Annotated in this window: 18 protein-coding genes; 14 read left to right on the top strand and 4 right to left on the bottom strand. The window is 71.9% G+C overall.

Annotated elements, in window-relative coordinates; genetic code table 11:
• The first annotated feature begins 8 nt into the window (after positions 1-8).
• The 3 genes from IE195_RS09465 (at position 9) to IE195_RS09455 (ending at position 5,068) form a co-directional block, all read left to right on the top strand.
• Entirely contained in the window at positions 9-1,400 is a 1,392-nt protein-coding gene (locus IE195_RS09465) for an MFS transporter (RefSeq protein WP_191269716.1), read from the top strand.
• Complete coding sequence (locus tag IE195_RS09460) at positions 1,397-3,514, top strand: molybdopterin oxidoreductase family protein (RefSeq protein WP_191269714.1); 2,118 nt, start codon at positions 1,397-1,399, stop codon at positions 3,512-3,514. Before IE195_RS09465 ends, IE195_RS09460 begins: the two co-directional genes overlap by 4 nt.
• Positions 3,515-3,613: 99 nt before the next feature.
• Entirely contained in the window at positions 3,614-5,068 is a 1,455-nt protein-coding gene (locus IE195_RS09455) for an FAD-dependent oxidoreductase (protein WP_191269712.1), read from the top strand.
• Positions 5,069-5,155: 87 nt separating this feature from the next.
• Here IE195_RS09455 and IE195_RS09450 read toward each other — a convergent pair whose 3' ends face one another.
• Positions 5,156-5,863 carry a 4a-hydroxytetrahydrobiopterin dehydratase family protein gene (locus tag IE195_RS09450; protein ID WP_191269710.1) on the bottom strand — a complete coding sequence of 236 codons (708 nt, stop codon included), beginning with the start codon at positions 5,861-5,863 and terminating at the stop codon, positions 5,156-5,158.
• Positions 5,864-6,157: 294 nt separating this feature from the next.
• Between IE195_RS09450 and IE195_RS26465 the strand changes: the two genes are divergently transcribed.
• The 3 genes from IE195_RS26465 to IE195_RS09435 all read left to right on the top strand — a co-directional run bounded on the left by IE195_RS26465 (position 6,158) and on the right by IE195_RS09435 (position 12,704).
• Positions 6,158-9,037, top strand: coding sequence for an ATP-binding protein (locus tag IE195_RS26465; RefSeq protein WP_191269708.1), 2,880 nt, complete (start codon positions 6,158-6,160; stop codon positions 9,035-9,037).
• A gap of 95 nt (positions 9,038-9,132) precedes the next feature.
• Positions 9,133-10,896 (top strand): S8 family serine peptidase, encoded by a 1,764-nt coding sequence (locus tag IE195_RS26575; RefSeq protein ID WP_191269706.1) that lies wholly within the window; start codon positions 9,133-9,135, stop codon positions 10,894-10,896.
• Between the two features lie 194 nt (positions 10,897-11,090).
• Positions 11,091-12,704, top strand: coding sequence for an OmpA family protein (locus tag IE195_RS09435; RefSeq protein ID WP_191269704.1), 1,614 nt, complete (start codon positions 11,091-11,093; stop codon positions 12,702-12,704).
• A gap of 224 nt (positions 12,705-12,928) precedes the next feature.
• Here the strand turns inward: IE195_RS09435 and IE195_RS09430 are convergent, their stop codons facing one another.
• Positions 12,929-13,567, bottom strand: a complete 639-nt coding sequence (locus tag IE195_RS09430; RefSeq protein WP_191269702.1) for a DsbA family oxidoreductase — start codon at positions 13,565-13,567, stop codon at positions 12,929-12,931.
• A gap of 255 nt (positions 13,568-13,822) precedes the next feature.
• Between IE195_RS09430 and IE195_RS09425 the strand changes: the two genes are divergently transcribed.
• Positions 13,823-14,230: a winged helix-turn-helix transcriptional regulator gene (locus tag IE195_RS09425; protein ID WP_191269700.1), complete on the top strand. Its 408-nt coding sequence runs from the start codon at positions 13,823-13,825 to the stop codon at positions 14,228-14,230.
• A 109-nt stretch (positions 14,231-14,339) separates the two neighbouring features.
• Here the strand turns inward: IE195_RS09425 and IE195_RS09420 are convergent, their stop codons facing one another.
• Positions 14,340-14,816: a DUF6194 family protein gene (locus tag IE195_RS09420; protein ID WP_191269698.1), complete on the bottom strand. Its 477-nt coding sequence runs from the start codon at positions 14,814-14,816 to the stop codon at positions 14,340-14,342.
• Between the two features lie 269 nt (positions 14,817-15,085).
• On the opposite strand from IE195_RS09420, the gene IE195_RS09415 reads away from it, so the two are divergent.
• The 5 genes from IE195_RS09415 (at position 15,086) to IE195_RS09395 (ending at position 20,728) form a co-directional block, all read left to right on the top strand.
• Positions 15,086-15,754 (top strand): hypothetical protein, encoded by a 669-nt coding sequence (locus IE195_RS09415; RefSeq protein WP_191269696.1) that lies wholly within the window; start codon positions 15,086-15,088, stop codon positions 15,752-15,754.
• A 225-nt stretch (positions 15,755-15,979) separates the two neighbouring features.
• Positions 15,980-18,487 carry a nitrite reductase large subunit NirB gene (gene nirB / locus IE195_RS09410; protein WP_191269694.1) on the top strand — a complete coding sequence of 836 codons (2,508 nt, stop codon included), beginning with the start codon at positions 15,980-15,982 and terminating at the stop codon, positions 18,485-18,487.
• Positions 18,484-18,882 (top strand): nitrite reductase small subunit NirD, encoded by a 399-nt coding sequence (gene nirD / locus IE195_RS09405; protein ID WP_191269692.1) that lies wholly within the window; start codon positions 18,484-18,486, stop codon positions 18,880-18,882. Before nirB ends, nirD begins: the two co-directional genes overlap by 4 nt.
• The gene (locus tag IE195_RS09400) at positions 18,879-20,033 is read left to right on the top strand and encodes a uroporphyrinogen-III synthase (RefSeq protein ID WP_191269690.1); all 1,155 of its coding nucleotides are present in this window, start codon (positions 18,879-18,881) and stop codon (positions 20,031-20,033) included. The genes nirD and IE195_RS09400 overlap by 4 nt, the downstream gene beginning before the upstream one ends.
• Positions 20,027-20,728 carry a sirohydrochlorin chelatase gene (locus IE195_RS09395; protein WP_191269688.1) on the top strand — a complete coding sequence of 234 codons (702 nt, stop codon included), beginning with the start codon at positions 20,027-20,029 and terminating at the stop codon, positions 20,726-20,728. Before IE195_RS09400 ends, IE195_RS09395 begins: the two co-directional genes overlap by 7 nt.
• Positions 20,729-20,934: 206 nt before the next feature.
• Here IE195_RS09395 and IE195_RS09390 read toward each other — a convergent pair whose 3' ends face one another.
• Positions 20,935-21,138, bottom strand: a complete 204-nt coding sequence (locus IE195_RS09390) for a hypothetical protein (RefSeq protein ID WP_191269686.1) — start codon at positions 21,136-21,138, stop codon at positions 20,935-20,937.
• A 494-nt stretch (positions 21,139-21,632) separates the two neighbouring features.
• Between IE195_RS09390 and IE195_RS09385 the strand changes: the two genes are divergently transcribed.
• Positions 21,633-22,832 carry a dual specificity protein phosphatase family protein gene (locus IE195_RS09385; RefSeq protein WP_191269684.1) on the top strand — a complete coding sequence of 400 codons (1,200 nt, stop codon included), beginning with the start codon at positions 21,633-21,635 and terminating at the stop codon, positions 22,830-22,832.
• A 218-nt stretch (positions 22,833-23,050) separates the two neighbouring features.
• Positions 23,051-23,773 (top strand): septal ring lytic transglycosylase RlpA family protein, encoded by a 723-nt coding sequence (locus IE195_RS09380; RefSeq protein WP_191269681.1) that lies wholly within the window; start codon positions 23,051-23,053, stop codon positions 23,771-23,773.
• The last annotated feature ends 15 nt before the right edge of the window (positions 23,774-23,788 follow it).

Here is a 23,788-nt window from a genome sequence, read left to right as displayed (position 1 = left end):
GCCTGGTCGTGACCCCCGAGACCAGAACACGCACGCCACGCACCGGACCGAGCTGGATCTCCGACTGGGATCCGGAGAACGAGGCGTTCTGGCAGGAGAAGGGACGCCCCGTCGCCAAGCGCAACCTGTGGGCCTCGATCTTCTCCGAGCACATCGGCTTCTCCATCTGGAGTATCTGGTCGGTCCTGGTCCTGTTCATGACCCCCGCCACCGGGTTCGACTGGGCGCCTGAACAGAAGTTCCTGCTGGTGTCCGTGGTCGCCTTCGTCGGCGCGGTCCTGCGTGTGCCCTACACCCTGGCGGTGCCCTTCTTCGGCGGCCGCAACTGGACGATCATCTCCTCCACGATGCTGCTGGTCCCCACCGGCCTGGCCGTCTTCCTCATCCAGGCACCCGAGACGCCCTACTGGCTCTTCCTCGTCCTGGCGGCCGTGGCCGGCATCGGCGGCGGCAACTTCTCCTCCTCCATGGCCAACATCAACTTCTACTTCCCCGAGAAGGAGAAGGGCTGGGCCCTGGGCATGAACGCCGGCGGCGGCAACATCGGGGTGGCCACCGTCCAGCTCGTGGGCCTCGGCGTCATCGCGCTCTTCACCGCACAGGCCGGACACTTCGTCCCGCTGTTCTACGTGCCGTTCATCCTGCTGGCGATCTGGGTCGCGGTCCGCCACATGAACAACCTCGCCAGCGCCCGCAGCGACGCCTCCGCACAGCTGGCCGCCACCAAGGACCGCCACTTCTGGATCATGTCGTTCCTGTACGTGGGCACCTTCGGCTCCTTCATCGGCTTCGGGTTCGCCTTCGGCCTGCTGCTGCAGAACCAGTTCGGCCTCGAACCCCTTCAGGCCGCCTCCGTCACCTTCCTGGGCCCGGCGATCGGCTCGCTCATCCGCCCCGTCGGCGGCAGGATGGCCGACCGCTTCGGCGGCGCCCGCGTCACCCTGTGGAACTTCGTCGCGATGGTCGCCGGCACCGGTGTGGTCGTCGCTGCCATTAACGCCGACTCCCTGGCCCTGTTCATCGGAGCCTTCTGCGTCGTGTTCGTCCTGACCGGCATCGGCAACGGCTCCACCTACAAGATGATCCCCTCCATCTACGCCGCCAAGGCCCAGAACGCCATCACCCAGGGCGCCCCCCGCGAGGAGACCCTCTCCTACAACAAGCGCATCGCCAGCTCCATGCTCGGCCTGATCGGCGCCATGGGCGCCATGGGCGGCGTCGCCATCAACCTGGTCTTCCGCGAATCCTTCCGCGCCACCGAGTCGGCCGCCCCCGGCTTTATCGCCTTCGGGGTCTTCTACCTGGTCTGCGCGGCCATCACCTACCTGGTGTACATGCGCCGACCGGCCACCTCCGCCGCGGCACCCGCCCCGGCCTCCACCGAGGCGGTCACCCGATGAACCCGGCAGAGCCCGCACCGCAGAGCACCCGGACCCACTGCCCCTACTGCGCGCTGCAGTGCGCCATGCACCTGGACACCGGACCGCAGGGACGCCTGTCCGCCCGCCCAGCCGACTTCCCCACCAACCGGGGCGGGCTGTGCCGCAAGGGCTGGACCTCCGCCGAGGTCCTCACCGTCCCCGACCGCCTCACCAGCCCCCTGCTGCGCAAGGACCGCACCTCGGAGTTCACCGAGGTCGACTGGGACACCGCCCTGGACCACGTCGCCGACCGCATCCTGGCGCTACGCGCCGAATCCGGCCCCGACACCGTCTCGGTCTTCGGCAGCGGCGGCCTGACCAACGAGAAGTCCTACGCCCTGGGCAAGTTCGCCCGGCTGGCCCTGGGCACCTCACAAATCGACTACAACGGCCGCTTCTGCATGTCCTCCGCGGCGGCCGGGGGCATGCGCGCCTTCGGCCTGGACCGGGGCATGCCCTTCCCCCTCACCGACGTCGGCTCGGCCGAGGTGGTCCTGCTCGCCGGGGCCAACCCCGCCGAGACCATGCCACCGATGATGGGCCACCTGTCCGCACCCGCCCTCATCGTCATCGACCCCCGCCGCACCGCCACCGCCCAGGTCGCCCTGGACAACGGCGGCCTGCACCTGGCACCGCGCCCCGGCACCGACCTCGCCCTGGCCCTGAGCCTGCTGCACGCCGTCCGCGCCCGGGGCTGGGTCGACGAGGACTACGTGGCCGAGCGCACGAGCGGGTTCGATCAGGCATGGGAGCACGCCGCCGCCTGGTGGCCCGAGCACGCCGAACTCACCACCGGAGTGCCCGCCACCCAGATCCGCGCCGCCGCCGACCTGTTGGGACGGGCCGCGCGCGCCCGGTCCGCCTACGTGCTGACCGGGCGCGGCACCGAACAGCACGCCAAGGGCACCGACACCGTCTCGGCCTGGATCAACCTGTCCCTGGCCCTGGGCCTGCCGGGCCGCCCGGGTTCGGGCTACGGGTGCATCACGGGCCAGGGCAACGGCCAGGGCGGGCGCGAACACGGCCAAAAGGCCGACCAGCTGCCCGGATACCGCAGGATCGACGACCCCGAGGCCCGCCGCCACGTGGCCGGGGTGTGGGGCGTGCACCCCGACACACTGCCCGGACCGGGCCGCAGCGCCTTCGAACTCCTGGACGCCCTGGGCACCCCCGGCGGCCCGCGGGCGATGCTGCTGTTCGGCTCCAACCCGGTGGTCTCAGCCCCCGACAGCGAGCGTGTCCGATCCCGGCTGTGCGACCTGGACCTGCTGGTGGCCGCCGACTTCGTGCTCTCCGAAACCGCCGCCCTGGCCGACGTGGTCCTGCCGGTGGCCCAATGGGCCGAGGAGTCGGGCACCATGACCAACCTGGAGGGGCGCGTACTGCGCCGCAGGCGGGCCGTCCCGCCGCCCGAGGGGGTGCGCACCGACCTGGAGGTGCTCTCCGCCCTGGCCGTGCGGCTGGGCCAGCCCGCCGAGCGCTTCCCCACCGACCCCGACACCGTCCTGGCCGAACTGGGCGCCGCCTCGGCCGGGGGAGCGGCCGACTACTCCGGCGTCACCCCCGAACGGTTGGCGTCGGAGGAGGCCCTGCACTGGCCGGTACGCGTGGGCCAGGAGCCCACGCCCCGCCTGTTCCTGGACTCCTTCGCCCACCCCGACGGGCGCGCCCGGTTCGTCGCCGTCGCACACCGGCCCCCGGCCGAGGAACCCGACGGCGACCACCCGCTCATCGCCACCACGGGACGACTCATGGGCCACTACCAGTCCGGGGCCCAGACCCGCCGGGTGCCCGAACTCCACGGAGCCGAACCCGAGGTGTACGTACAGGTGCACCCGGACACCGCCGCCCGCGCCGGCCTGGGCGCCGGTGACCTGGCCCGGATCACCTCACGCAGGGGCCGCACCACCGCCCGGGTGCGCCTGGACCCCACGGCCCGCCTGGACACGGTGTTCCTGCCCTTCCACTACGCGGGCGCGCAGTCCGCCAACAACCTCACCCACCCGGCACTGGACCCCACCAGCCGCATGCCGGAGTTCAAGGTCAGCGCCGTACGCCTGGAACCCGCACCCACCGCCCCGGGCACCCCCTGACCACCACACCCGTCCCTCGAACCCGCGCGGGAACCGACCCGCCGCCGCAGTTCCCGGCCGAGGCCGCCCGGGCAGGCACCACCCACCAGGAGGCAGCAGTTGAGCACCGTGCAGAGCGCGTCACCGCGTCGGATCGTCGTCGTGGGCAACGGCATGGTCGGCGCCCGCTTCGCCGAGGAGGTCGCCCGCCTGGACCCCGACGGCGAACGTGTCCACGTCACCGTGGTGGGCGCCGAGCACCACCGGGCCTACAACCGGGTACTGCTCTCGGGCGTGGTCGCCGGAGAGTACACACCCGACCAGATCAGTCTGCCGATGCCCGACACCCCCGGCGTCAACGTGCGCCTGGGAGTGGCCGCCACCGGCCTGGACACCGCCGAGCGCCGCGTGGACCTGGACGACGGCACCCACCTGACCTACGACGAACTGGTCCTGGCCACCGGCGCCCGCGCCGCCTTCCCGCCCATCACCGGGGTCACGGCCCCCGACGGCCGGCCCGGCGAGGGCGTCACCGCGCTGCGCGACCTCGCCGACTGCGAACGGCTGCTCGCCCTGGCCCGCCCCGGCGCGCCGGTGGTGGTCCTGGGCGGCGGGGTCCTGGGACTGGAGGCCGCCCGGGGCCTGGTCGGGCGCGGAGCCCGGGTGTGCGTCGTGGAGTCCTCGCCCTGGATCATGCGCCGCCAGATCGACCAGGACGCCGCCCGGACCCTGGCCCGCTGCTACGAGGACCTGGGGGTGAGCGTGCACTCGTGGCGGGTGGCCTCCCGATGGATCCCCGGGACCGGCCTGGAGCTGGACGACGGCCGGGTCCTGCCCGGCGACGCCCTGGTGGTCACCGCGGGGGTCCGCGGCAACACCGAGCTGGCCACCGGCGCCGGGATCGAGGTCGAGCACGGCGTTGTGGTGGACGACTGCCTGGCCACCTCCGACTCCCGGGTGCACGCCATCGGTGACTGCGCCCAGCACCCCGGCGGCGGCGCCGGCCTGGTCCAACCCGGGTGGGAGCAGGCCTCGGTACTGGCCCGGCGGCTCACCGGGCAGGCGCCCCAGGCGCGTTACACGGGCGCGCGCCCGCTGACCCGGCTCAAGGCCGAGGGCATCGAACTCACCGCGTTCGGCCTGGTCCAGGAGGAGGACCTGGGCCCGGAAACGGAGACGGTCACGGTCAGCGACCCGCACGGGCGCCGCTACGCCAAGCTCGCGGTCCGCCGGGAGCGGGTGGTCGGCGCGGTCCTGCTCGGTTTCCCGCAGGCCGCGGCGAACCTGTCCCAGCTCTACGACACCGGCGCCCCGGTGCCCGCCGACCGGCTCGCCCTGCTCCAGGGGCTGCCCGTGGCCCCGCAGGAGGACCCCCAGGCCGCTCCGGCCCTGGTGTGCCGGTGCAACGCGGTCAGCCGCGAGGACATCGAGCAGGCCTGGCTGGACGGGGCCCGCACCCGCGAGACCATCGCCGAGCGCACCCGCGCCACCACCGGGTGCGGCGGTTGCGTGCGCGACGTCAACGCCCTCCTGGCGGGCATGGAGGGCGGCCGCAGCGCCGAACCGGTGGGTTGAGCGCTCCCCGCCCGGCCCCCGGGATCCTGGCGGCCCCCGGGGGCCGGGCGGTGGGAGTTTCGCGGTTCGGCACCGCCGCCCCTTCGTTCACGACCGAGCGGGTGAGTCCCGGTTCTGCCAAGTGGTCACGCAGACCTCGTTGCCCTCGGTGTCGGCCAGCACCCAAAAAGCCGGGGCGCGCTCGTCGGCGACCAGGACGCCTCCCGCCCCGAGAGCGGCCCGCAACCGGGACCGCGCCTCGTCGTGGGGCACGCACACGTCGAAGTGAATGCGGTTGCGCTGGGGGCGGGGGTGCTCCATCTGCTGGAACCACACCGCCGGACCCTGGCCGAGCGGGTCCACCAGCGGGTCCCGGGGGCCGTCGTGGCCGGGCTCGCAGACGTATCCCAGGACCGCCTTCCAGAACGGGCGGATCCGCTCGGGGTGCAGGGCGTCGACAGCGATTTCCAGCATCTGGACCGCTCTCGGCGCCCCGCCGGCCCCGTCGTCGGTGTCGGCCCCCGTGCGGGCCCCGGCCCGCTCCAGTGCGGCGCTGACGCGCCTGGCCAGATCCAGGTCGGTCCTGGTCAAGTCGGCCACCTCAGCCGTCTGCAGGGTCAACACGACCCGGCGGGGCCGCAGGTCGACGCTCAGGTGTGCGTCCGCGCGCGGCCCGCAGGCATCCACCGCGATCGCACTCACCTCGGCGGCATGGTCCATCGAGGGGACCGGAACGCAGGTGCGCAGGTTCCCCAGCAGGTAACGCCAGCCCAGGTCGGCGACGGCCTCGGAGGCCTCCTGTCTGCTCAGGTGCATCAGTTGGACTCTTTCCGGGTGGGGGGTTGCGGTCGGATCCGTGTCCCCCGGTCAGCACGCCGGCCGGCACCGGTAGGACCACGAACACCGTCTTCGCCATGTGAACGCGCCCGCCCTTTCCCGACCGTGCCGTCCCCGGGGGGCACGTCATACCCTCATCGAAGCAGTCCCGCGCACCGGGCGCCACAGTCCACGGCCTCCACCACGTGCCGCTCCGGAACCCACCGGCTACGAAGCCGATACGTAACAGCTCTCCCCCTACCGCACAGCCCGCTGTCGCTATACCGTGACCGCGTGTGCTCCCCCCCACTCGTCGGGCGCGAGGCCGAACGACGGCAGCTGCGCGAGGCAGCGGTTCCCGCAACCATCGTCCTGCTGGCAGGGACGGCCGGAACAGGCAAGACCCGCCTGGTCCAGGAACTGCACGAGGCCACCAGCGGCACCGTACTGACCGGCCACTGCCCGCCCCGCGCCGCCCCCTTCCCCTACGCCCCCGTCATCGAGGCCCTGCACGAAGCCCCGATCCCCACCGGCCTCAGCCCGCTGTGCGGCGCCCTGGCGCCCCTGCTACCCGAACACGGCACCGCCCTGCCGCCACCGCTGCCCCCGGTCGGCCCCGCAGCGGAACACCACCGCACCTACCGCGCCCTCACCGAACTCCTGGGCGCCCTGGGCCCCGCCGTCCTCGTCCTCGAGGACATGCAGTGGATCGACCCGCCCACCCGCGACCTGCTCGCCTACCTGGCACCCCGCCTGCCCCCGAACCTCACCCTGGTCCTGACCTACCGGCCCGAGGAACTCCCGCACACCTTCCCCGTCGCCGCCCTGGCCGCCCGCACCCCGCCCGGCACCACCCACCACGAGATCACCCTGGGCCCACTGTCCGTCGAACACGTCCACACCCTGGCCCAGCACCTGCTCACCACCGATCCCACCGACACCGACGCCCGACGCCTGCACACCTGGACCGGCGGGCTCCCCCTGGCCGTGGTCGAGACCCTGCACCACCTGTCCCACCTGCCCACCGCCCCAGGCGAACCCGCCGTCCCCACCACCCCGCCCGTGCCCGCACCCCTGCGCGACTGGATCCTGGACCAACTGCGCTCGGTGGACCGCGACACCCGCCGCCTGGTACGCGCGGCCTGCGTCCTGGACCGGCCCGCCACCGACACCCAACTGGCCCGCGTGGCCGACCTCCCAGAAACCCGCGCCGACAGGGCCCTGGCCCGCGCCCACCGACACGGCCTGCTACACCCCACCGACCCCACCACCCTGGCCCCCCGAACCCCGCTACTGCGCCAGGCCTGCTACACCGCCCTGCCCCGCGACAAACGCCGCCACCTGCACCGGGCCAGCCTGCACGTCCTGGGCGAACAGCACGAGCCGCCCCACGACCGGATGGCCCACCACGCCCGCGAGGCCGGACTCCTGGACACCTGGACCGACCACGCCGAACACGCCGCCGACCAGGCCCTGACCCGCGGAGAGGACGCCACCGCCGTCGCCCTGCTGCGCGACGCCCTCAACCGCGACTCCCTACCGCCGCAACGCCGCTGCGCCCTCGCCCTCAAACTCGGCCGGGCCGCCCTGACCGGCCTGTCCGCCGAACACACCATCGACCTGCTGCGCGACGTCCTGGACACCCCCGGCCTGTCGGCGACCGAACGCGGCGAACTCCGGATGGAACTGGGCCTGCTCCTGCTCAACCAGGCCTCCCAGAACCGCTCCGCCCGCGGCGAACTCGTCCGCGCCGCCGCCGAACTCTCCTCCCGACCCGCCCTGGCCGCCCGGGTCATGTGCGCCCTGGCCGTACCCCGCTCCACCCCCGACCCGGTCTCCACCCACCGCCGCTGGATGGAACAGGCCGTGGCGGCCGCCCAACGCAGCCAGGACCCGGCGGTGGACCAGACCGTGCGCGTCAACCAGGCCACCCTGCTCGCCCAGATCGGCGACCCCACCGCCTGGGAGGTGACCCTGCCCGACCCCGGCACCACCTCACCCCGCACCGACCCCCAAGCCCTGGCCCGGCGCCGCGAATTCGCCCGCGCCTCCCTCAACCTCGCCGACGCCGCCGTCATCCTGGGCCACTACGACCGCGCCGACCGGCACCTGAGCGACGCCACCGGATCCTGCGACCCCTACATCCACGAGAGCGCACGCGTTCTGCACCTGATCCTGGACTGGAACCGCGGACACTGGTCCGACCTGGCCGAACGCACCGAACACGACCTGCGCTCACGCCGCCTGGCCCACCTGCACTCGGTCACCGCCGAACTCACCGTGGTCCGCGCGGCCCTGGCCCTGGCCCAGGGCGACCCGGCCACCGCCCGCACCCACCTGGAACGGATCCTGCCCGGCTCCCACCACCAGGGCCCCGACTACACCGTGCCCGTACGCGCCTTCGCCGCCGGACTCCTGGCCCGCCTGGCCCTGGCCCAGGAAGACCCGAACACCGCCTGGAAACAGGTGGAGGGCCTGGTCTCACTGATCGCCAGCAAAGGCATCTGGGTGTGGGCCGCCGACCTGGTCCCGGGCATGGAGGCCCTTCTGCTGTGCCGACGCCAGGCCGTGGCCCAGGACCTGTGCACCCGGCTGCGCGCCGGCCTGCGCGGTACCAGCGCCCCCGCCGCCCAGGCCGCCCTGGTCCGGTTCGAGGCCGCCCTGGCCCACCACCGCGGCCACCACGACCGGGCCCTGCACCTGTACACCGAGGCCGAAGCCGCCTACCGGGAGATGCCCCGCCCCTACGACGCCGCACTGGCCCGCGAAGCCAGCGCCCACACCCACCTGGCCTCGGACCGGCGGCAGGACCCGGCGCTGGGGGTGACCGCACTCCAGGCGGCCCTGGCCGAGTACACCGAACTCGGCGCCACCTGGGACGCCGCACGGGTCCGCCGCCGACTGCGCGAGCACGGCGTGGCCGTACCCCCCGCCAGAAGCGGGGGCACGGGGGACAACCGCCTCTCACCCCGGGAGAACGAGATCACCGTGCTGGCCGCACAGGGCCACACCAACCGCGAGATCGCCGCACTGCTGCACCTGTCACCACGCACCGTGGAAACCCACGTGGCCAACGCCCTGGCCAAACTCGGCCTGCGCTCACGCCGAGACCTGACCGCCCCCACGAGCCCCGAACCCACTACGTGGTCCCCGACAACGGACCGAACTACGTAGTAACTACGTATTGTCTGGCCGCACCGCGCAACAGATCATGACTCTCGGGTGGCCACCCTTCCACAATCCCCCGTCACAGAAGGGTCCCCGCACACATGCGCAAGTTCGGTGCAGTGATCGCGGCTGCTGTCCTACTGCCGATCCTGGCAGTGGCGCCCGCCGCAGCAGAACCCGATCTGCCCTCCTTCCTCAACACGAACGACCCCACCGAGCGCACCTACATCGTCGTCCTGGACGAGGACGCCGACCCCGACGACGTCGCCGACCGCAACGGCGACGCCCCCCTGGGCGTCTACGAACACGCCCTCACCGGCTACGCCGCGGAAATGACCGCCGCCGACGCCGCCGACCTGCTCCAGGACACCGACGTGGCCTACGTGCAGGAGGACCAGGTCGTCGAGACCTTCGACCAGCAGACCCCCGACGGCATCGCCCGAACCTTCGCCCCCGACAACCCCAACCTCCAGGTCAACGGCGAGGAAGACTACGTTCCCGACGTGGCCGTCGCCGTCCTGGACACCGGAGTGGACGGCTCCCACCCCGACCTCAACGTCGTGGAGTCGGTCGACTGCACCAGCGGCACCTGCGTGTCCAACACCGCCTCCGACGGCAACGGCCACGGCACCCACGTCGCGGGCAGCGCCGCCGCCGTCGACAACGGCCTCGGCGTGGTCGGTGTCGCCCCCGGCGCCGACGTGTGGAACGTGCAGGTCCTGACCTCGGGCGGCAGCGGCACCCTCGCCGGGATCGCCGCCGGCGTGGACTACGTCACCGCCAACGCCGACCAGATCGGCGTGGCCAACATGAGCCTGGGCTGTGAGGGCTGCACCGACCAAGCCCTGAGCCAGGCCATCACCAACTCCGTCGCCGAGGGCGTCGCCTACGCCGTGGCCGCGGGCAACAGCTCGAGCGACGCGGTGAACTTCTTCCCCGCCAACCACCCCGACGTACTCACCGTCTCCTCCCTCGCCGACTCCGACGGCGCCCCCGGCGGCAACGGAGGCTCCCTGGGCTGCACCGGAGATGACGACGACACCCTGTCCTACTTCTCCAACTTCGGCACCACCGTCGACATCGCCGCCCCCGGCTCCTGCATCACCTCCACCATGCCCGGCGGCGACTACGGCAGCATGAGCGGCACCTCCATGGCCTCACCGCACGCCGCGGGCGGCCTGGCCCTGCTCGCCGCGGGCGAGGCCAAGCCCACCGACCGCGCCGGCGTCCTGGCCCTCTACGAGACCCTCACCCAGGCCGGCAACCTCGACTGGACCGACACCTCCGGTGACGGCGACCACGAACCCCTGCTCGACGTGGGCGACCCCGCCACCTTCCCCTCCGACGGTGAGACCACCCCGCCCGAAGGCCCCGTGGCCGACTTCACCCACTCCTGCGACGACGCCACCCTGACCTGCTCCTTCGACGGGGCCGGCGCCGAGGGTGAGATCACCGACTGGAACTGGGACCTCGGGGACGGCACCACCGAGACCGGCACCACCACCGAGCACACCTACGCGGCCGAGGGCGACTACACCGTCACCCTGACCGTCACCGACAGCGAGGGCCGCACCGACTCCGCCGAAACGCAGATCTCCGTGGGCACCCCCGACCACACCGCGCCCACCGCGGACTTCACCGGCTCCTGCTACAGCTTCTTCTACCTCTGTGAGGTGGACGCCTCCGGCTCCACCGCCGGAGACGCCCCCATCACCGGATACCACTGGGACTTCGGGGACGGCGGCACCGCCAGCGGCGCCAGCGCCTGGCACTTCTACCCCGGCCCGGGCACCTACACCGTCACCCTGACCGTCACCGACGAGACCGGCGCCACCGGCTCGCTCACCAAGACCGTCACCCTGTAGAGCCCGCTCCCAGGCCCCGACAGCGGCCCCTTCCCGATCTCCCGGGGGAGGGGCCGCACCCGTGCCGGACCTGCCGGGGGCACCGGTCGGTACACTCCCCGAACCAGCCCGCTCCGCCACGCGTCTGAGCAGCTGACGAACGGTCCCGGCACCCCCGCCGGACCACAGCACCACCGCGAGGGAGTCCCCCGACCATGCCCACACGAGCCCTTGGCGCGACCAGCCTGGTCATCGCGCTGAGCCTGGCCCTCAGCTCCTGCGGCCTGATCCGCGACCTGGACCCGGAGCACACCCAGGAGGAGCCCGCCGCCGAGGAACCCACACAGGAGGTCTCGGCCGAGGACGTCGAACTCCCCTTCGTCCGCCAGGGACGCATGTTCGTCGAGGGGGGCAACGACGTCGCCGTGGAGATCTCCGTGAAGGCCCTGGAGAACAACGGCGAATACCTCATGCTCGACATCAGCCGCAACATCCTGGAGTACATCACCGGCGAGGACGTCACCTACGCCGGTGCGCCCCTGCGACTGGTCGACCCCGTCTCCGGCGAGGTCCTGCTCCCCATCACCAGTGAGGAGCACGGCGAACCCTACGGCAGCTACTTCATCGAGGGCAGCGAACTCACCCCCGTCCACGAGGAGATCCCCTCACCCATCCGCCGCTACTTCCCCGCCCCCAGCGAGGACGTGGAGTTCCTGACCCTGACCGGCGCCACCGCCGGGCACGTGCCAGGCATCCCCGTCAGCTACGTCGACGAGTTCACCGACCTGCCCGAACCCGACGTCCACGACTACATCGACCCCGAGACCTGGTTGATGGACAACGAGCTGCCCGAGGAGCTCGTCTACCCCGAAACACCCCCCGAACCGGGCCTGGACACCACCGGGTCCGTCCAGTCGATGGAGAGCTTCGTGGACACCACCACCGCCTCCACCACCCGCGCGGGCGACCGGGAGGTCATCGCCCTGCACGCGGACAACATGTTCGCGTTCGACGAGGCAGAACCCACCGACGAGGCCGCAGGCACCATCCGGGAGGCCGCCCAGTCCCTGCGTGAGAACCTCGTCGAGGGCGCCGAGATCACCATCATCGGCCACACCGACGGCAAGGGCGCCGACGACTACAACCAGACCCTGTCCCGGGAGCGCGCCGAGGCCGTGCGCGAACTCCTGGAGGAGGAACTGGGGACGGGCTTCACCCTGACCACCGAGGGACGCGGCAGCGACGAACTGCTCGCCCAGGAGGGCGGGAACGACGACGAACAGGCCCGCGCCCGCAACCGGCGGGTGGAGTTCTCCTACGAGGTCCCCATGGGCCAGACCGGCTCCGAGGAGGGCGGCTCCGGACTCGACGCCGCCAAACGCCACGTCGGCGCACCGGCCCCCTACTACGAGGAACTGGACCCCTTCACCACCGTCACCCACAACGACCTGGACCTGAACGTCTACCCCATGGTGCGCGACGGCGCCTACCTGTTCCAGGTGGTGGGGTTCCAGAACTCCACCCTGTCCGACCTGGAGGCGGACCTGGACGGCGACGAGGCCTCCCTGCCCGGAAGCCCCCAGCAGTACACCGAGGGAACCATGGGCGGTTTCCGCCTGGAGGAGCCCGACAGCGGCATCATCCGCTACGTGATCCGGATCCGCACCGCCGAGGGCGAGTACGAGGACTTCGCCGACCAGATCCTCACCCTCTCCCCGGGCGAGGAGTACCTGGCCCTGTCGGTCTTCCCCGCCCCCGGCCCCGAGGTCGAGGAGATGACCCTGTACGCGGGTGCCTTCGGTGAGATCCCCGCGGTCCCCGTCCGGTAGGACCCGGCCACACGCCGCACGGGGCGGCGCCCCCTTCCCCGAGCGGGGGAGCGGGGCGCCGCCCCGTCGTCGGGCCGGCGGGGCCCCGGACCACCGCGGACAGCGCCCCGCAACAGGGATCGGCCCCCGCAGCAGGGCCCTCATGGCCGGCGGCCCGGCCCCCTGTCGACGTCTCCTTCGGGCCGTGTGCCCGGGTTCTGTGCCCCGGGGCGCCTCCGGGGTCTCTAGGCCTGCTGGGTGTGGGCCTTCTCCAGCGCCGCGGCGAACACCTCCAGCGGCTGGGCGCCCGAGACACCGAAGGCGCGGTCCATCACGAAGAACGGCACACCGGTGGCACCCAACTGCTGGGCGGTGCGGATGTCGTCCTCGACCTCGGCGGTGTAGGCGTCACCGGTCAGGACGGTGCGGGCCTGCCCGGTGTCCAGCCCGATCTCCTCGGCCAGCTCCACCAGGGTGTCCACGTCGTCCAGGACCCGGGCCTCCACCAACTGGGCACGCATCAGGCGCTCGTGGGCCTCCCCGCCCAGCCCCCGCTCCCGGGCCAGATGGGTGAGCCGGTGGGCGTCGAAGGTGTTGACCATGACGGCGTTCTCGAACTCGTAGTCGAGCCCCTCCTGCGCCGCCACCTCCTTGACCTGCCCGGTCATCTCCCGGACCTGCTCACGTGTGGCGTTCATCTTCTTGGCCAGGGAGTCGTAGACCGGTTCCCTGACCCCCTTGGGGAAGGCGGGGTCGAGCTGGAAGCTGCGCCAGACCAGTTCAACCTCGTCGGCGTGCTCGAAGCCCGCCAGGGCCTTCTCCAGGCGCCGTTTACCGATGTAGCACCACGGGCACACGATGTCGGACCACACTTCAACCTGCACGGATCTTCCCTTCACAAGCAGTTCCCGTCCGAGCACGCGGGCGCGTCCTCGGACCCCAGCGTCACCAGGCCCCCGAGCGCGAGCAGGGGCGCCTCGTTCCCGCCCGGCTCAGCCGCAGCCTCCGGCCCCTGTTCGCGCGTCCTGTCCGGCTCCGAGCTGAGCACACCCATCACCGCCCTTTACATACATATTGTTCGTAACCCTATTATCAGTGAGTATGCAGTTAGGACAGGGTTGTCACAAGGAGGGACTTTCATGTCCGAAACGAACACCCGTGTTCCCCTGACCGAACGCGACCTCACCGACACAACCGAGGGCTGCCCCGTCCGTGAGGTGCTGGACCGGGTCGGGGACAAGTGGAGCGTGCTCATCATCGTCATGCTCGGCCAGCGCACGCACCGCTACGGCGAACTGGCCCGCGCCATCGACGGCATCAGCCAGCGCATGCTCACCCTGACCCTGCGCGCCCTGGTCCGTGACGGCCTGGTCGAGCGCACCGCACACGCCAGCGTCCCGCCGCGCGTGGACTACACACTGACCGAACTCGGGCACACCCTGCTCGAACCGCTCACCGCCCTGGACCACTGGGCCAACGAACACCGCGAGGACATCCGCGCCGCCCGGGAACGCCACGACCGCGCCAAGGACCAGCAGCACGGCTGAGCACACCGCACACGAGAGGGCCCCGGTACCTCCTGGGTTCCAGCGGTGGCCGCAACACCGACCGGGGCCCGCGATCCACTCCGCCCGCCACCGGGCCGAACCCGCCGGTTCAGGCCTGAGGGCGGTACCGGGCCGCGGCCCGCTCCCGGGCCCGCACCAACAGCTCACGCACCCGCCCCGAGGTCCGCTCACCCGGGTTGAGCACCGACACCCACCCCTGCGCGGCGTAGGCCGGGTGCGGCAGGGCCCGGTCCAGCTCCGTGAAGTCGAACCCGTCGCGAAACCCGGCGTGCGCGGCGGGGGAGTGGCCCACGACCTCCTCGAACAACTCCCGCCCCACCGCGGCGTTCACCCGGAACACCCCGGGCCGATCAAGGCGGGAGTCGCTGTCAAAGCCCGGGTAGTCCTTGGTCACCAGGGTCGCGAACGGCGTGAAACCACCGCGCTCACGCGCGCCCCCGTCCGGGTCGTACAGGAAGAAGGAGTCACCCCAGGCGATCTCGGGCGCCCCGCCCTCCCGACTCGCGGTCATCACGTCCACATCACCCAGCCCGGCCACGAACCGGATGATCTCGTCCTCGGTCATCAGATCCCCCTCCAGAGTTCAGGCGCCCCTTCCGGCCACCCCATCCCTCAAGTGTGTCATTGAACAACCCAGTGAACCCTGGGACGAAAAACCCCACCCCAGAAAGAAATCAAGACACCAAACCCTCAAAAGCTCTACAACACCACACCGTTTTCGGCCCGCACCGTCGCCCCGCACCCCCACCAACCCCGGGCACAGGTTCGACAACACCCACCCAAACCTGCCCCGGAAAACACACCCCCGCAGGTCACCCATGCGACACTCACCGCATGGCCGCACCTCACCCGGCCCCCTACGGGCCACCGCCCCACGTGGACCCCCGAGAACTACGCCCCTCCCGCACCTGGTACTGGGTGGGCGGCGCCCTCATCCCGCTCTCCCTCGCCCTGGGCGCGGTCCTGTTTGTCACACTCATCCTGCAGGCCACAACCCCACCCGACTTCACAGCGCAAACCCGGGGCACCCAGAGCACCACCTTCACCGTCGACCCCGCCGTGCACACCCAACCGCAGTGGCTGCTGTACGGCTCACCCACCCCGGTCGACCACACCGCCTGCTCCCTGACCGGCCCCGACGGCCAACAGCCCGCCTTCGCCTACCCCACCTTCAACCACGAGGTCGAAGACCCCGAAGGATCCTGGGCAATGATCGGCATGACCGAACTGACCCAGGCCGGCGAACACACCCTGACCTGCCAGGCCCCCGACGACGTCCGCTTCGCCCTGGCCTACGGGGCCGACCTCGCCGACCACACCCTGACCGGACTCCTCAGCTCCCTGGCCTCCCAGCTGACCCTGCCGTTCCTGGGCGCCGCAGGCGGCCTCCTACTCATCATCGTCACCGCGGTACGCCGCAGCAGCCACCGCCAACACCTCATCGACCAACGCACCCCCCACCACCCCGAACAGCCCCGGAACCCCAGGCACCAAAACCCCTGACACACCCCGATGTGCCGCACACCACCCCACCCCGCACAACAGCGCCCCACCGCCGGCCCGCACCCGCCCCGCCAGGCAATACCCGCCCCCACCACACCAATCACTCACCCCCCACCTGCAGTGACAGCACAACGAAACACCCCCGACACACCCGCCCAACCACCGGGTAACACCCTGCAGGTTGCCTGAAAACCGTCCGACCCCGCAGCCCGCAGGAGCCGCCCCATGGAAGAACTCGTCGTCATCGGCAACGGTATGGTCGGCCACCGGCTCGTCGAGGCCCTCCGCGACCGCGACACCGCCGGCCACTGGCACATCACCGTCGTGGGCGAGGAACCCCGCACCGCCTACGACCGCGTCGCCCTGTCCACCTACTTCGACGGCGCCACCGCCCAGGACCTGTCCCTGGGCGAACTACGCGGCCCCCGCGTGGACGTCCACGTCGCCGAACAGGCCACCACCATCGACCGCGCCGCCCGCACCGTCACCACCACCTCCGGCCGCGTCCTGCCCTACGACCGCCTGGTCCTGGCCACCGGATCCACCCCCTTCGTACCCCCCGTCCCCGGCCACGACCTGCCCGGCTGCCACGTCTACCGCACCATCGAGGACCTGGACGCCATCACCGCCTCCGCCTCCGGCGCACGCACCGGCGTGGTCATCGGCGGCGGACTCCTGGGCCTGGAAGCCGCCAACGCCCTACGCCTACTGGGCCTACAGGCCCACGTCGTCGAACTCGCCCCCCACCTGATGCCCGCCCAGATCGACGAAGGCGCCGGAGCGCTCCTGCGCAACCTCATCACCGACCTGGGCGTGCACGTCCACACCCACACCGCCTCCACCGCCGTCGAACCCGGCCCCGACGGCCGCGCCGCCCGCCTGCTCCTGGACAACGGCGACCACCTGGACACCGACCTGGTCGTGTTCTCCGTGGGCATCCGACCCCGCGACGACCTGGCCCGCACCAGCGACCTCAAAACCGGCGAACGCGGCGGCATCGTCATCGACGACACCTGCACCACCAGCGACGCCCACATCCACGCCATCGGCGAAGCCGCCCACCACCGCGGCACCGTCTACGGACTCATCGCCCCCGGCAACGCCATGGCTGAGGTCGTCGCCGACCGCCTGGTCGGCGGCAACGCCACCTTCACCGGCGCCGACACCTCCACCAAACTCAAACTCCTGGGCGTGGACGTGGCCAGCTTCGGCGACGCCCACGGCCGCACCCCCGGCGCCCTGGACGTGGTCGTCAACGACGCCGCCAGCGGCCGCTACGCCAAACTCGTCCTGTCCGACGACGCCACCACCCTGCTCGGCGGCGTCCTGGTCGGCGACGCCTCCGCCTACGCCACCCTGCGCCCCCTGGTCGGCTCACCCCTGCCCGGCGACCCCCTGGCCCTGATCACCCCCGACGGCGAAGCCCTGGGCGCCGACGCCCTACCCGACACCGCCCAGATCTGCTCCTGCAACGCCGTCACCAAGGGCGACATCACCCACGCCATCGAGTGCGGCTCCCACGACGTGGCCGAACTCAAGTCCTGCACCAAGGCGGGCACCAGCTGCGGCTCGTGCGTGCCCATGCTCAAACAGATCCTCACCCAGGCCGGCATCACCCAGTCCAAGGCCCTGTGCGAGCACTTCACCCAGTCACGCGCCGAACTCCTGGAGATCGTGCGCGCCACCGGCACCACCACCTTCTCCGCCCTCATCGACGCCCACGGCACCGGCCACGGCTGCGACATCTGCAAACCCGCCGTCGCCTCCATCCTCGCCTCCCTGGGCGGCGGCCACATCCTGGACGGCGAAACCGCCACCCTGCAGGACACCAACGACCGCTACCTGGCCAACCTGCAACGCAACGGCACCTACTCCGTCGTGCCCCGCATCCCCGGCGGCGAGATCACCCCCGACAAACTCATCGTCATCGGCGAGGTCGCCCGCGACTTCGACCTCTACACCAAGATCACCGGCGGCCAACGCATCGACCTGTTCGGCGCCCGCCTCGAACAACTCCCCACCATCTGGCAACGCCTGGTCGAAGCCGGATTCGAATCCGGACACGCCTACGGCAAGTCCCTGCGCACAGTCAAGTCCTGCGTGGGCACCACCTGGTGCCGCTACGGCGTCCAGGACTCGGTGGGCCTGGCCATCCGCCTGGAAGAGCGCTACCGGGGCCTGCGCTCACCCCACAAACTCAAGTCCGCCGTCTCCGGGTGCGCCCGCGAATGCGCCGAAGCCCGCGGCAAGGACTTCGGCATCATCGCCACCGACACCGGCTGGAACCTGTACGTGGGCGGCAACGGCGGCTTCACCCCCCGCCACGCCCAACTCCTGGCCGCAGACCTGGACGAGGACACCCTCATCCGCTACATCGACCGGTTCCTGATGTTCTACATCCGCACCGCCGACCGCCTCCAGCGCACCGCCCCCTGGATCGAATCCCTCGACGGCGGCCTGGACCACCTGCGCGAGGTCGTGGTCAACGACAGCCTGGGCATCGCCCACGAACTCGAAACCGCCATGGCCCGCCACGTGGACACCTACACCGACGAATGGGCCGCCGTCCTGAACGACCCCGACAAACTCGCCCGCTTCGTCTCCTTCGCCAACGCCCCCACCACCCCCGACCCCACCATCAGCTTCACCACCACCCGCGACCAACCCGTCCCGGGCCCCCTCAACCTCGGCATGCCCACCCCCCGCACCCACCAGCAGGAGAGCACCCGATGAGCGTCCTCACCCACGCCCCCGCCACCACCGACTGGGTCACCATCTGCCCGCAGGAACGCCTCGAACCCGAGATCGGCCTGGCCGCCCTGCTCCCCGACGGACACCAGGTCGCCCTCTTCTCCACCCGCGACCACCACCTGTACGCCCTGGACAACCTCGACCCCCACACCGGCGCCGCCGTCCTGGCACGCGGTATCGTCGGCGACCGCGACGGCGAACCCACCGTGGCCTCACCCATGCTCAAACACGTCTTCTCCCTGCGCACCGGACAGAGCCTGGACGACCCCCACACCCGCCTGGCCACCTGGCCGGTCCGCGTCCACGACCACAACATCCAGATCGGCACCAACCCCACCACCCACGCCAGCACCCGCGCAGAACAGGGGACACCATGAACAACGCCCCGCCCACCACAGCCTCCCCGCCCACAGCCGAGGCCACCACCGCACCCCTGGCCGGGTTCACCGTCGCCGTCACCGCAGCCCGCCGCGCCGAGGAACTCAGCACACTCCTACACCGCAAGGGCGCCCAGGTCATCGCCGCCCCCGCCCTGCGCATCGTCCCCCTCAGCGACGACCAACGCCTGGCCACCGTCTCCGAACAACTCACCCGCACCCCCGCCGACGTCGTCGTGGCCACCACCGGCATCGGCTTCCGCGGCTGGATCGAGGCCTGCGAAACCTGGGGCATGGCCGAACCCCTCCTGACCAGCATGGCCTCCTCCCGCCTACTCGCCCGCGGCCCCAAAGCCAAAGGCGCCATCCGCGCCGCCGGACTCACCGAGGAATGGTCCCCGCCCTCCGAATCCTCCGCCGAGGTCCTGGACTACCTCCTCCAACGCGGCGTCCAAGGCCTACGCGTGGCCATCCAACTCCACGGCGAACCCCTACCCGACTTCACCGCCGCCCTGCGCCTGGCCGGAGCAGAGGTCATCGAAGTCCCCGTCTACCGGTGGACCCAACCCGAACAGACCGCACCCCTGGACCGCCTCATCGAAGCCGTCACCACCGGGGGAGTGGACGCCGTCACCTTCACCAGCGCCCCCGCCGCCGCCGGACTCCTGACCCGCGCCCACACCACCGGCCAACAACACGCCCTCGTCCAGGCCCTGCGCGGCCACGTCCTGGCCATGTGCGTGGGACCGGTCACCGCACGCCCCCTGATGGCCCACGACATCCCCACCGTGTGGCCCGACCGCGCCCGCATCGGCGCCCAGGTCCGCAAACTCACCGAAGAACTCCCCGCACGCTTTCCCACCCTGCACGTGGCCGGCCACCGCATGCGCCTACGCGGACACGCCGTCCTGGTCGACGGCACCGTCCACACCCTCTCGCCCACCCTCATGCGCCTGATGCGCGCCCTGGCCCACCGCCCCGGCCAAGTCCGCGACCGCGCCCACCTGCTCACCTGCCTGGGCGAGGACGCCGACGCCCACGCGGTCGAAACAGCCGTGGCCCGCCTACGCACCGCCCTGGGCGACCCCAAGATCATCCAAACGGTCGTCAAACGCGGCTACCGCCTGGCCCTGGACACCCACCCATGCTGAACCACATCCCCACCCTGCTGCTGGCCGTGCACGGCACCCGCTCACCCCGCGGCACCGCCGTGGCCCACTCCCTGGCCCTGCGCGTGGCCGAGATCACCCACCGCCCCACCCGCCTGGCCTTCGCCGACGTCCTGGACCCCACCGTCGAACAGGTCGCCGCCACCACACCCGGGCCCCTGGTGGTCGTCCCCGCCTTCCTGACCTCGGGCTACCACGTACGCACCGACATCCCCCACCAACTCGCCCTGGCCGGACGAGCCGACGCCGTCATCACCCCCGCCCTGGGCGACCACCCCGCCCTGACGGCCACCGCCCGCAAACGCCTGGAAGCCGCCGGCCACCGCCCCGGCGACGCCCTCGTCCTGGGCTGTGCGGGCACCTCCGACCCCCACGCCCAGACCGAACTCGACCAGGCCGCCGAACGCCTGTCCCAACAGATGGACACCCCCGTCCACCTGGCCTACGCCGCCACCAACACCCCCACGGTCGCCGACAAGGTCACCGAACTACGAACCAGGGGCCACACCCGTATCAGCGTCGCCGCATGGCTACTGGCCCCCGGCCTGTTCCACGACCGCCTGAGCGACTCGGGCGCCGACACGGTGGCCGCACCCCTGTGCCCCGACGCCGCCGTCGCCCACGCCGTGGCCGACCGCTACCTGAGCGCCTGCCTGCCCCAACCCGCCCGGACCTGACCGTTCCTTAACAGTGTGCGGGAGTGCCCTGTGGTGCTCTCCCGGAACTGCGCGCGTCCCGAACGGTGCCGGACGCGCTGCCCCCCCTGCGTTCCGGTTCCCCCCTCCGGACCCGCGGATCGTGCGCGCGTTCGCGCGGGCGAAGGTCGTGACGAACGCTCGACGGGATCTCCGCGTCCGCCACGGCCTTCCCGGGGCAGGCCCGGCTAGCTGTCCTCCGAGATCGACGTCCACGGCCGCCAGTACCGCACCCCCACCGCGCAGACCACGGTGAGGCACGCGAGCGCTCCGACCGCCCAGACGTTCCCCTGCCCGCCCGGGCGAAACAGCGACAGAACGAGCAGGATCAACACGGAAGCCGAAACGGCCATCCCGACCAGACTCATCACGCACATCCACGTCCTCTTCATGTGAGGACCTCATCAGGGGAAGCTGACGACGGCGGCGATCCACGCCGCGACAGCAGCGTAGACGCCGACACACGCCACGCATACCGCCGCGCCCGAAGACCGCGCACGAGAAGCCCGCGCAGGAACCCACGATGAAACACCCCGCTCCGGTGAGCGCCGGCACAGTCCCGCATCTGTAGGCAGCACCCGGATCGGGGCACCGCCCTTCCGCAGCGAAGGCACGGAAGGTGAAGCGCATCCGGACGAATTCTCCACACCGGGTGAACGGTCGGGCCCCTGACCCTCCACCATGGCGCTGATACGTCGAGGTTCAGCCGCATTCGCGACCGGCGCCGCACTCGTTGACGGCACCCCTCAACGGCCGACCCCGCCCACCGCACCCGGGTGGCCACAACCGGCAACCCGTGCACGCACACCACCTCCACCGGGAAGACCACCCCCGGACCCCCGACCGGGTCCGGCCCCCGTCCCTTCCCACCCCGTGGAGAACCACCGTGCCCCCAACACCACCGCACCCGCCCGAGGACCCCGCCCACGACCGGGCCGCCGGAGCCCTGCTCGGCGCTGCGGCCGCCGCCGCCCTGGTCGGCACACCACCCGCCCGGATCCGACAGTTCACCACCGCGGCCACCACCCCCCACCTGCCCGGCCCCCACACCCCCGCCGGCCCCGCGCTGCTGGCCCACCTGATCCGCACCGCCCTGGCCCGGGCCGCCACCGCACCCCCAGCGCACACCCCCGACCTCCCCGCACCCCGGGGCCCCGCCCCACACGCCTGGGTACGGGCCCTGAGCACCCTGGTGCGCACCGCCACGCCCCCGCACTCACCCGAGTTGGAACACACCACCGACCACGACCCCCTGGGCGCCTCCTGGCGGGCCCTGACCCACACCCCCCACCCCGCACACGATCCCGCCCACGGCACCTTCGCCTGCACCCACCTGACACAGGCCCTGCACCGGGCCCGCCACACCGGCGGCGACCCGGCCGCCATGTACACCGGAGCCCTGGCCGGGGCCCGCTGGGGCGCCTCCGCCCTGCCCCTGCGAGCGCTGCGCCGACTGAGCGGGCACACCGACCCCCACACACTGATCACCGCCGCCCTGGTCCAGGTGCGCGGCACCCAACCCCGCCAGTGGCCCCAGCACCCCATCCGGGAACGGCCCGAACAGCGCCTGCCACCCTTCGCCGTACCCCACCCCCAGGACCCCGGAGTCCTGCTCGGCAACCTCGACCACCTGCGCACCCGCCCCCAAGACGTGAACGCGGTGGTCTCGCTGTGCCGCACCCACCCCGACGACGCCCCCCACCTGAGCGGCCCCGACTGGGTACGCGTGTGGCTGCACGACACCCCCGGCAAGAACACCAACCTGCACTTCACCCTGGACGAGGCCGCCACGGCCGTGGCCGCCTTGCGCGCCGAGGGCAAACGCGTCCTGCTGCACTGCTGGGCGGGCGCCTCACGCACCCCCGCCGTGGCCGCCCGCTACGCCACCGCCGCCCTGGGCGCACCGCCCCTGCCCACCCTGAGCACCCTCATCCGCACCGTGGGCGGACACCTGGACAACCCGACCCTGTCCCAGGCCGTGGCCGAACTCAGCGGCCTGGACCTGCCCGACCCGACCCAGGCCCTCTTCCCCCAGGGCCTGCCCCCGCGCCGACCCGAACTGCGCTCCGTGCGGGCCACCGGGTGAGAAGTTCCACAAACCATCACTTTCCGGTACCGTTACTGTCGCGTTACCCCTAAGCTCTGCGCCCAGACCCCGTGCGATGCCACCGGCGGGCCCGTTCGGCCCGTGCCCGGCCCCACACATCCCCCCGGGGCCCGCACCACCCGAACACACCACGCCCTCCACGGCACCACGCCCGGAGGCGACCGCCACACCCCTGTTCCCGTTCGAAGGACTGCGTTGTGGGCAAACACGAGCCCCAGATCCCACCGGCCGACGACCACGATGCGACCACCCAGGACGCACCCCCGGCCGTCGGACCCCGCCTGGCAGCCGCACGCTCACGCAAGAAGCGCGCCCTGGTCGTGGCCTCGGCCGCCGGCCTGACCCTGCTCGTGGGCGGCACCGCCGCGGCCGCCGTCATCACCTCCGGCGCCGAACCCGACAACGCCACCAGCGCCGCCGGGATCCCCCAGGCCCAGATCGGGACCCTCACCGCCCAGGACCCCGACTCCGAACCCGAACAACCCCAGGACGAGGCCGAACGCGCCCAAGCCGCGGCACCCCAGGCCCTGAGCGCCTCGGGCCCGGCCATCCTCGAACCCGAAGAGGAAACACCGGAGCCCGAACCCGAGACACCCTCCGGCGACTCGGACGCCTCCCAAAGCAGCGGCGAGGGCGGCACCTGTGAGGCCTCCTTCTACGGCGACGGCTTCCACGGCGCCACCACCGCCAACGGCGAGACCTTCGACACCTACGGCATGACGGCCGCGCACAAGACGCTGCCCTTCGACACCATGGTCAAGGTGACCAACCCCGACAACGGCAAGTCGGTGACCGTGCGCGTCAACGACCGCGGCCCCTTCATCGCCGGCCGCTGCCTGGACCTGTCCACCGCCGCCTTCGACCAGATCATCGGCACCGGCGCCGGCGTGGGCACCGTCCAATGGGAGGTCGTGGGCTAACCCCCCACCCCGCGA

It is taken from the genome of Nocardiopsis terrae (genome assembly GCF_014651695.1).
Classification (GTDB): Bacteria; Actinomycetota; Actinomycetes; order Streptosporangiales; family Streptosporangiaceae; genus Nocardiopsis; species Nocardiopsis terrae.
This window is presented reverse-complemented; position numbering and strand designations above follow the sequence as displayed.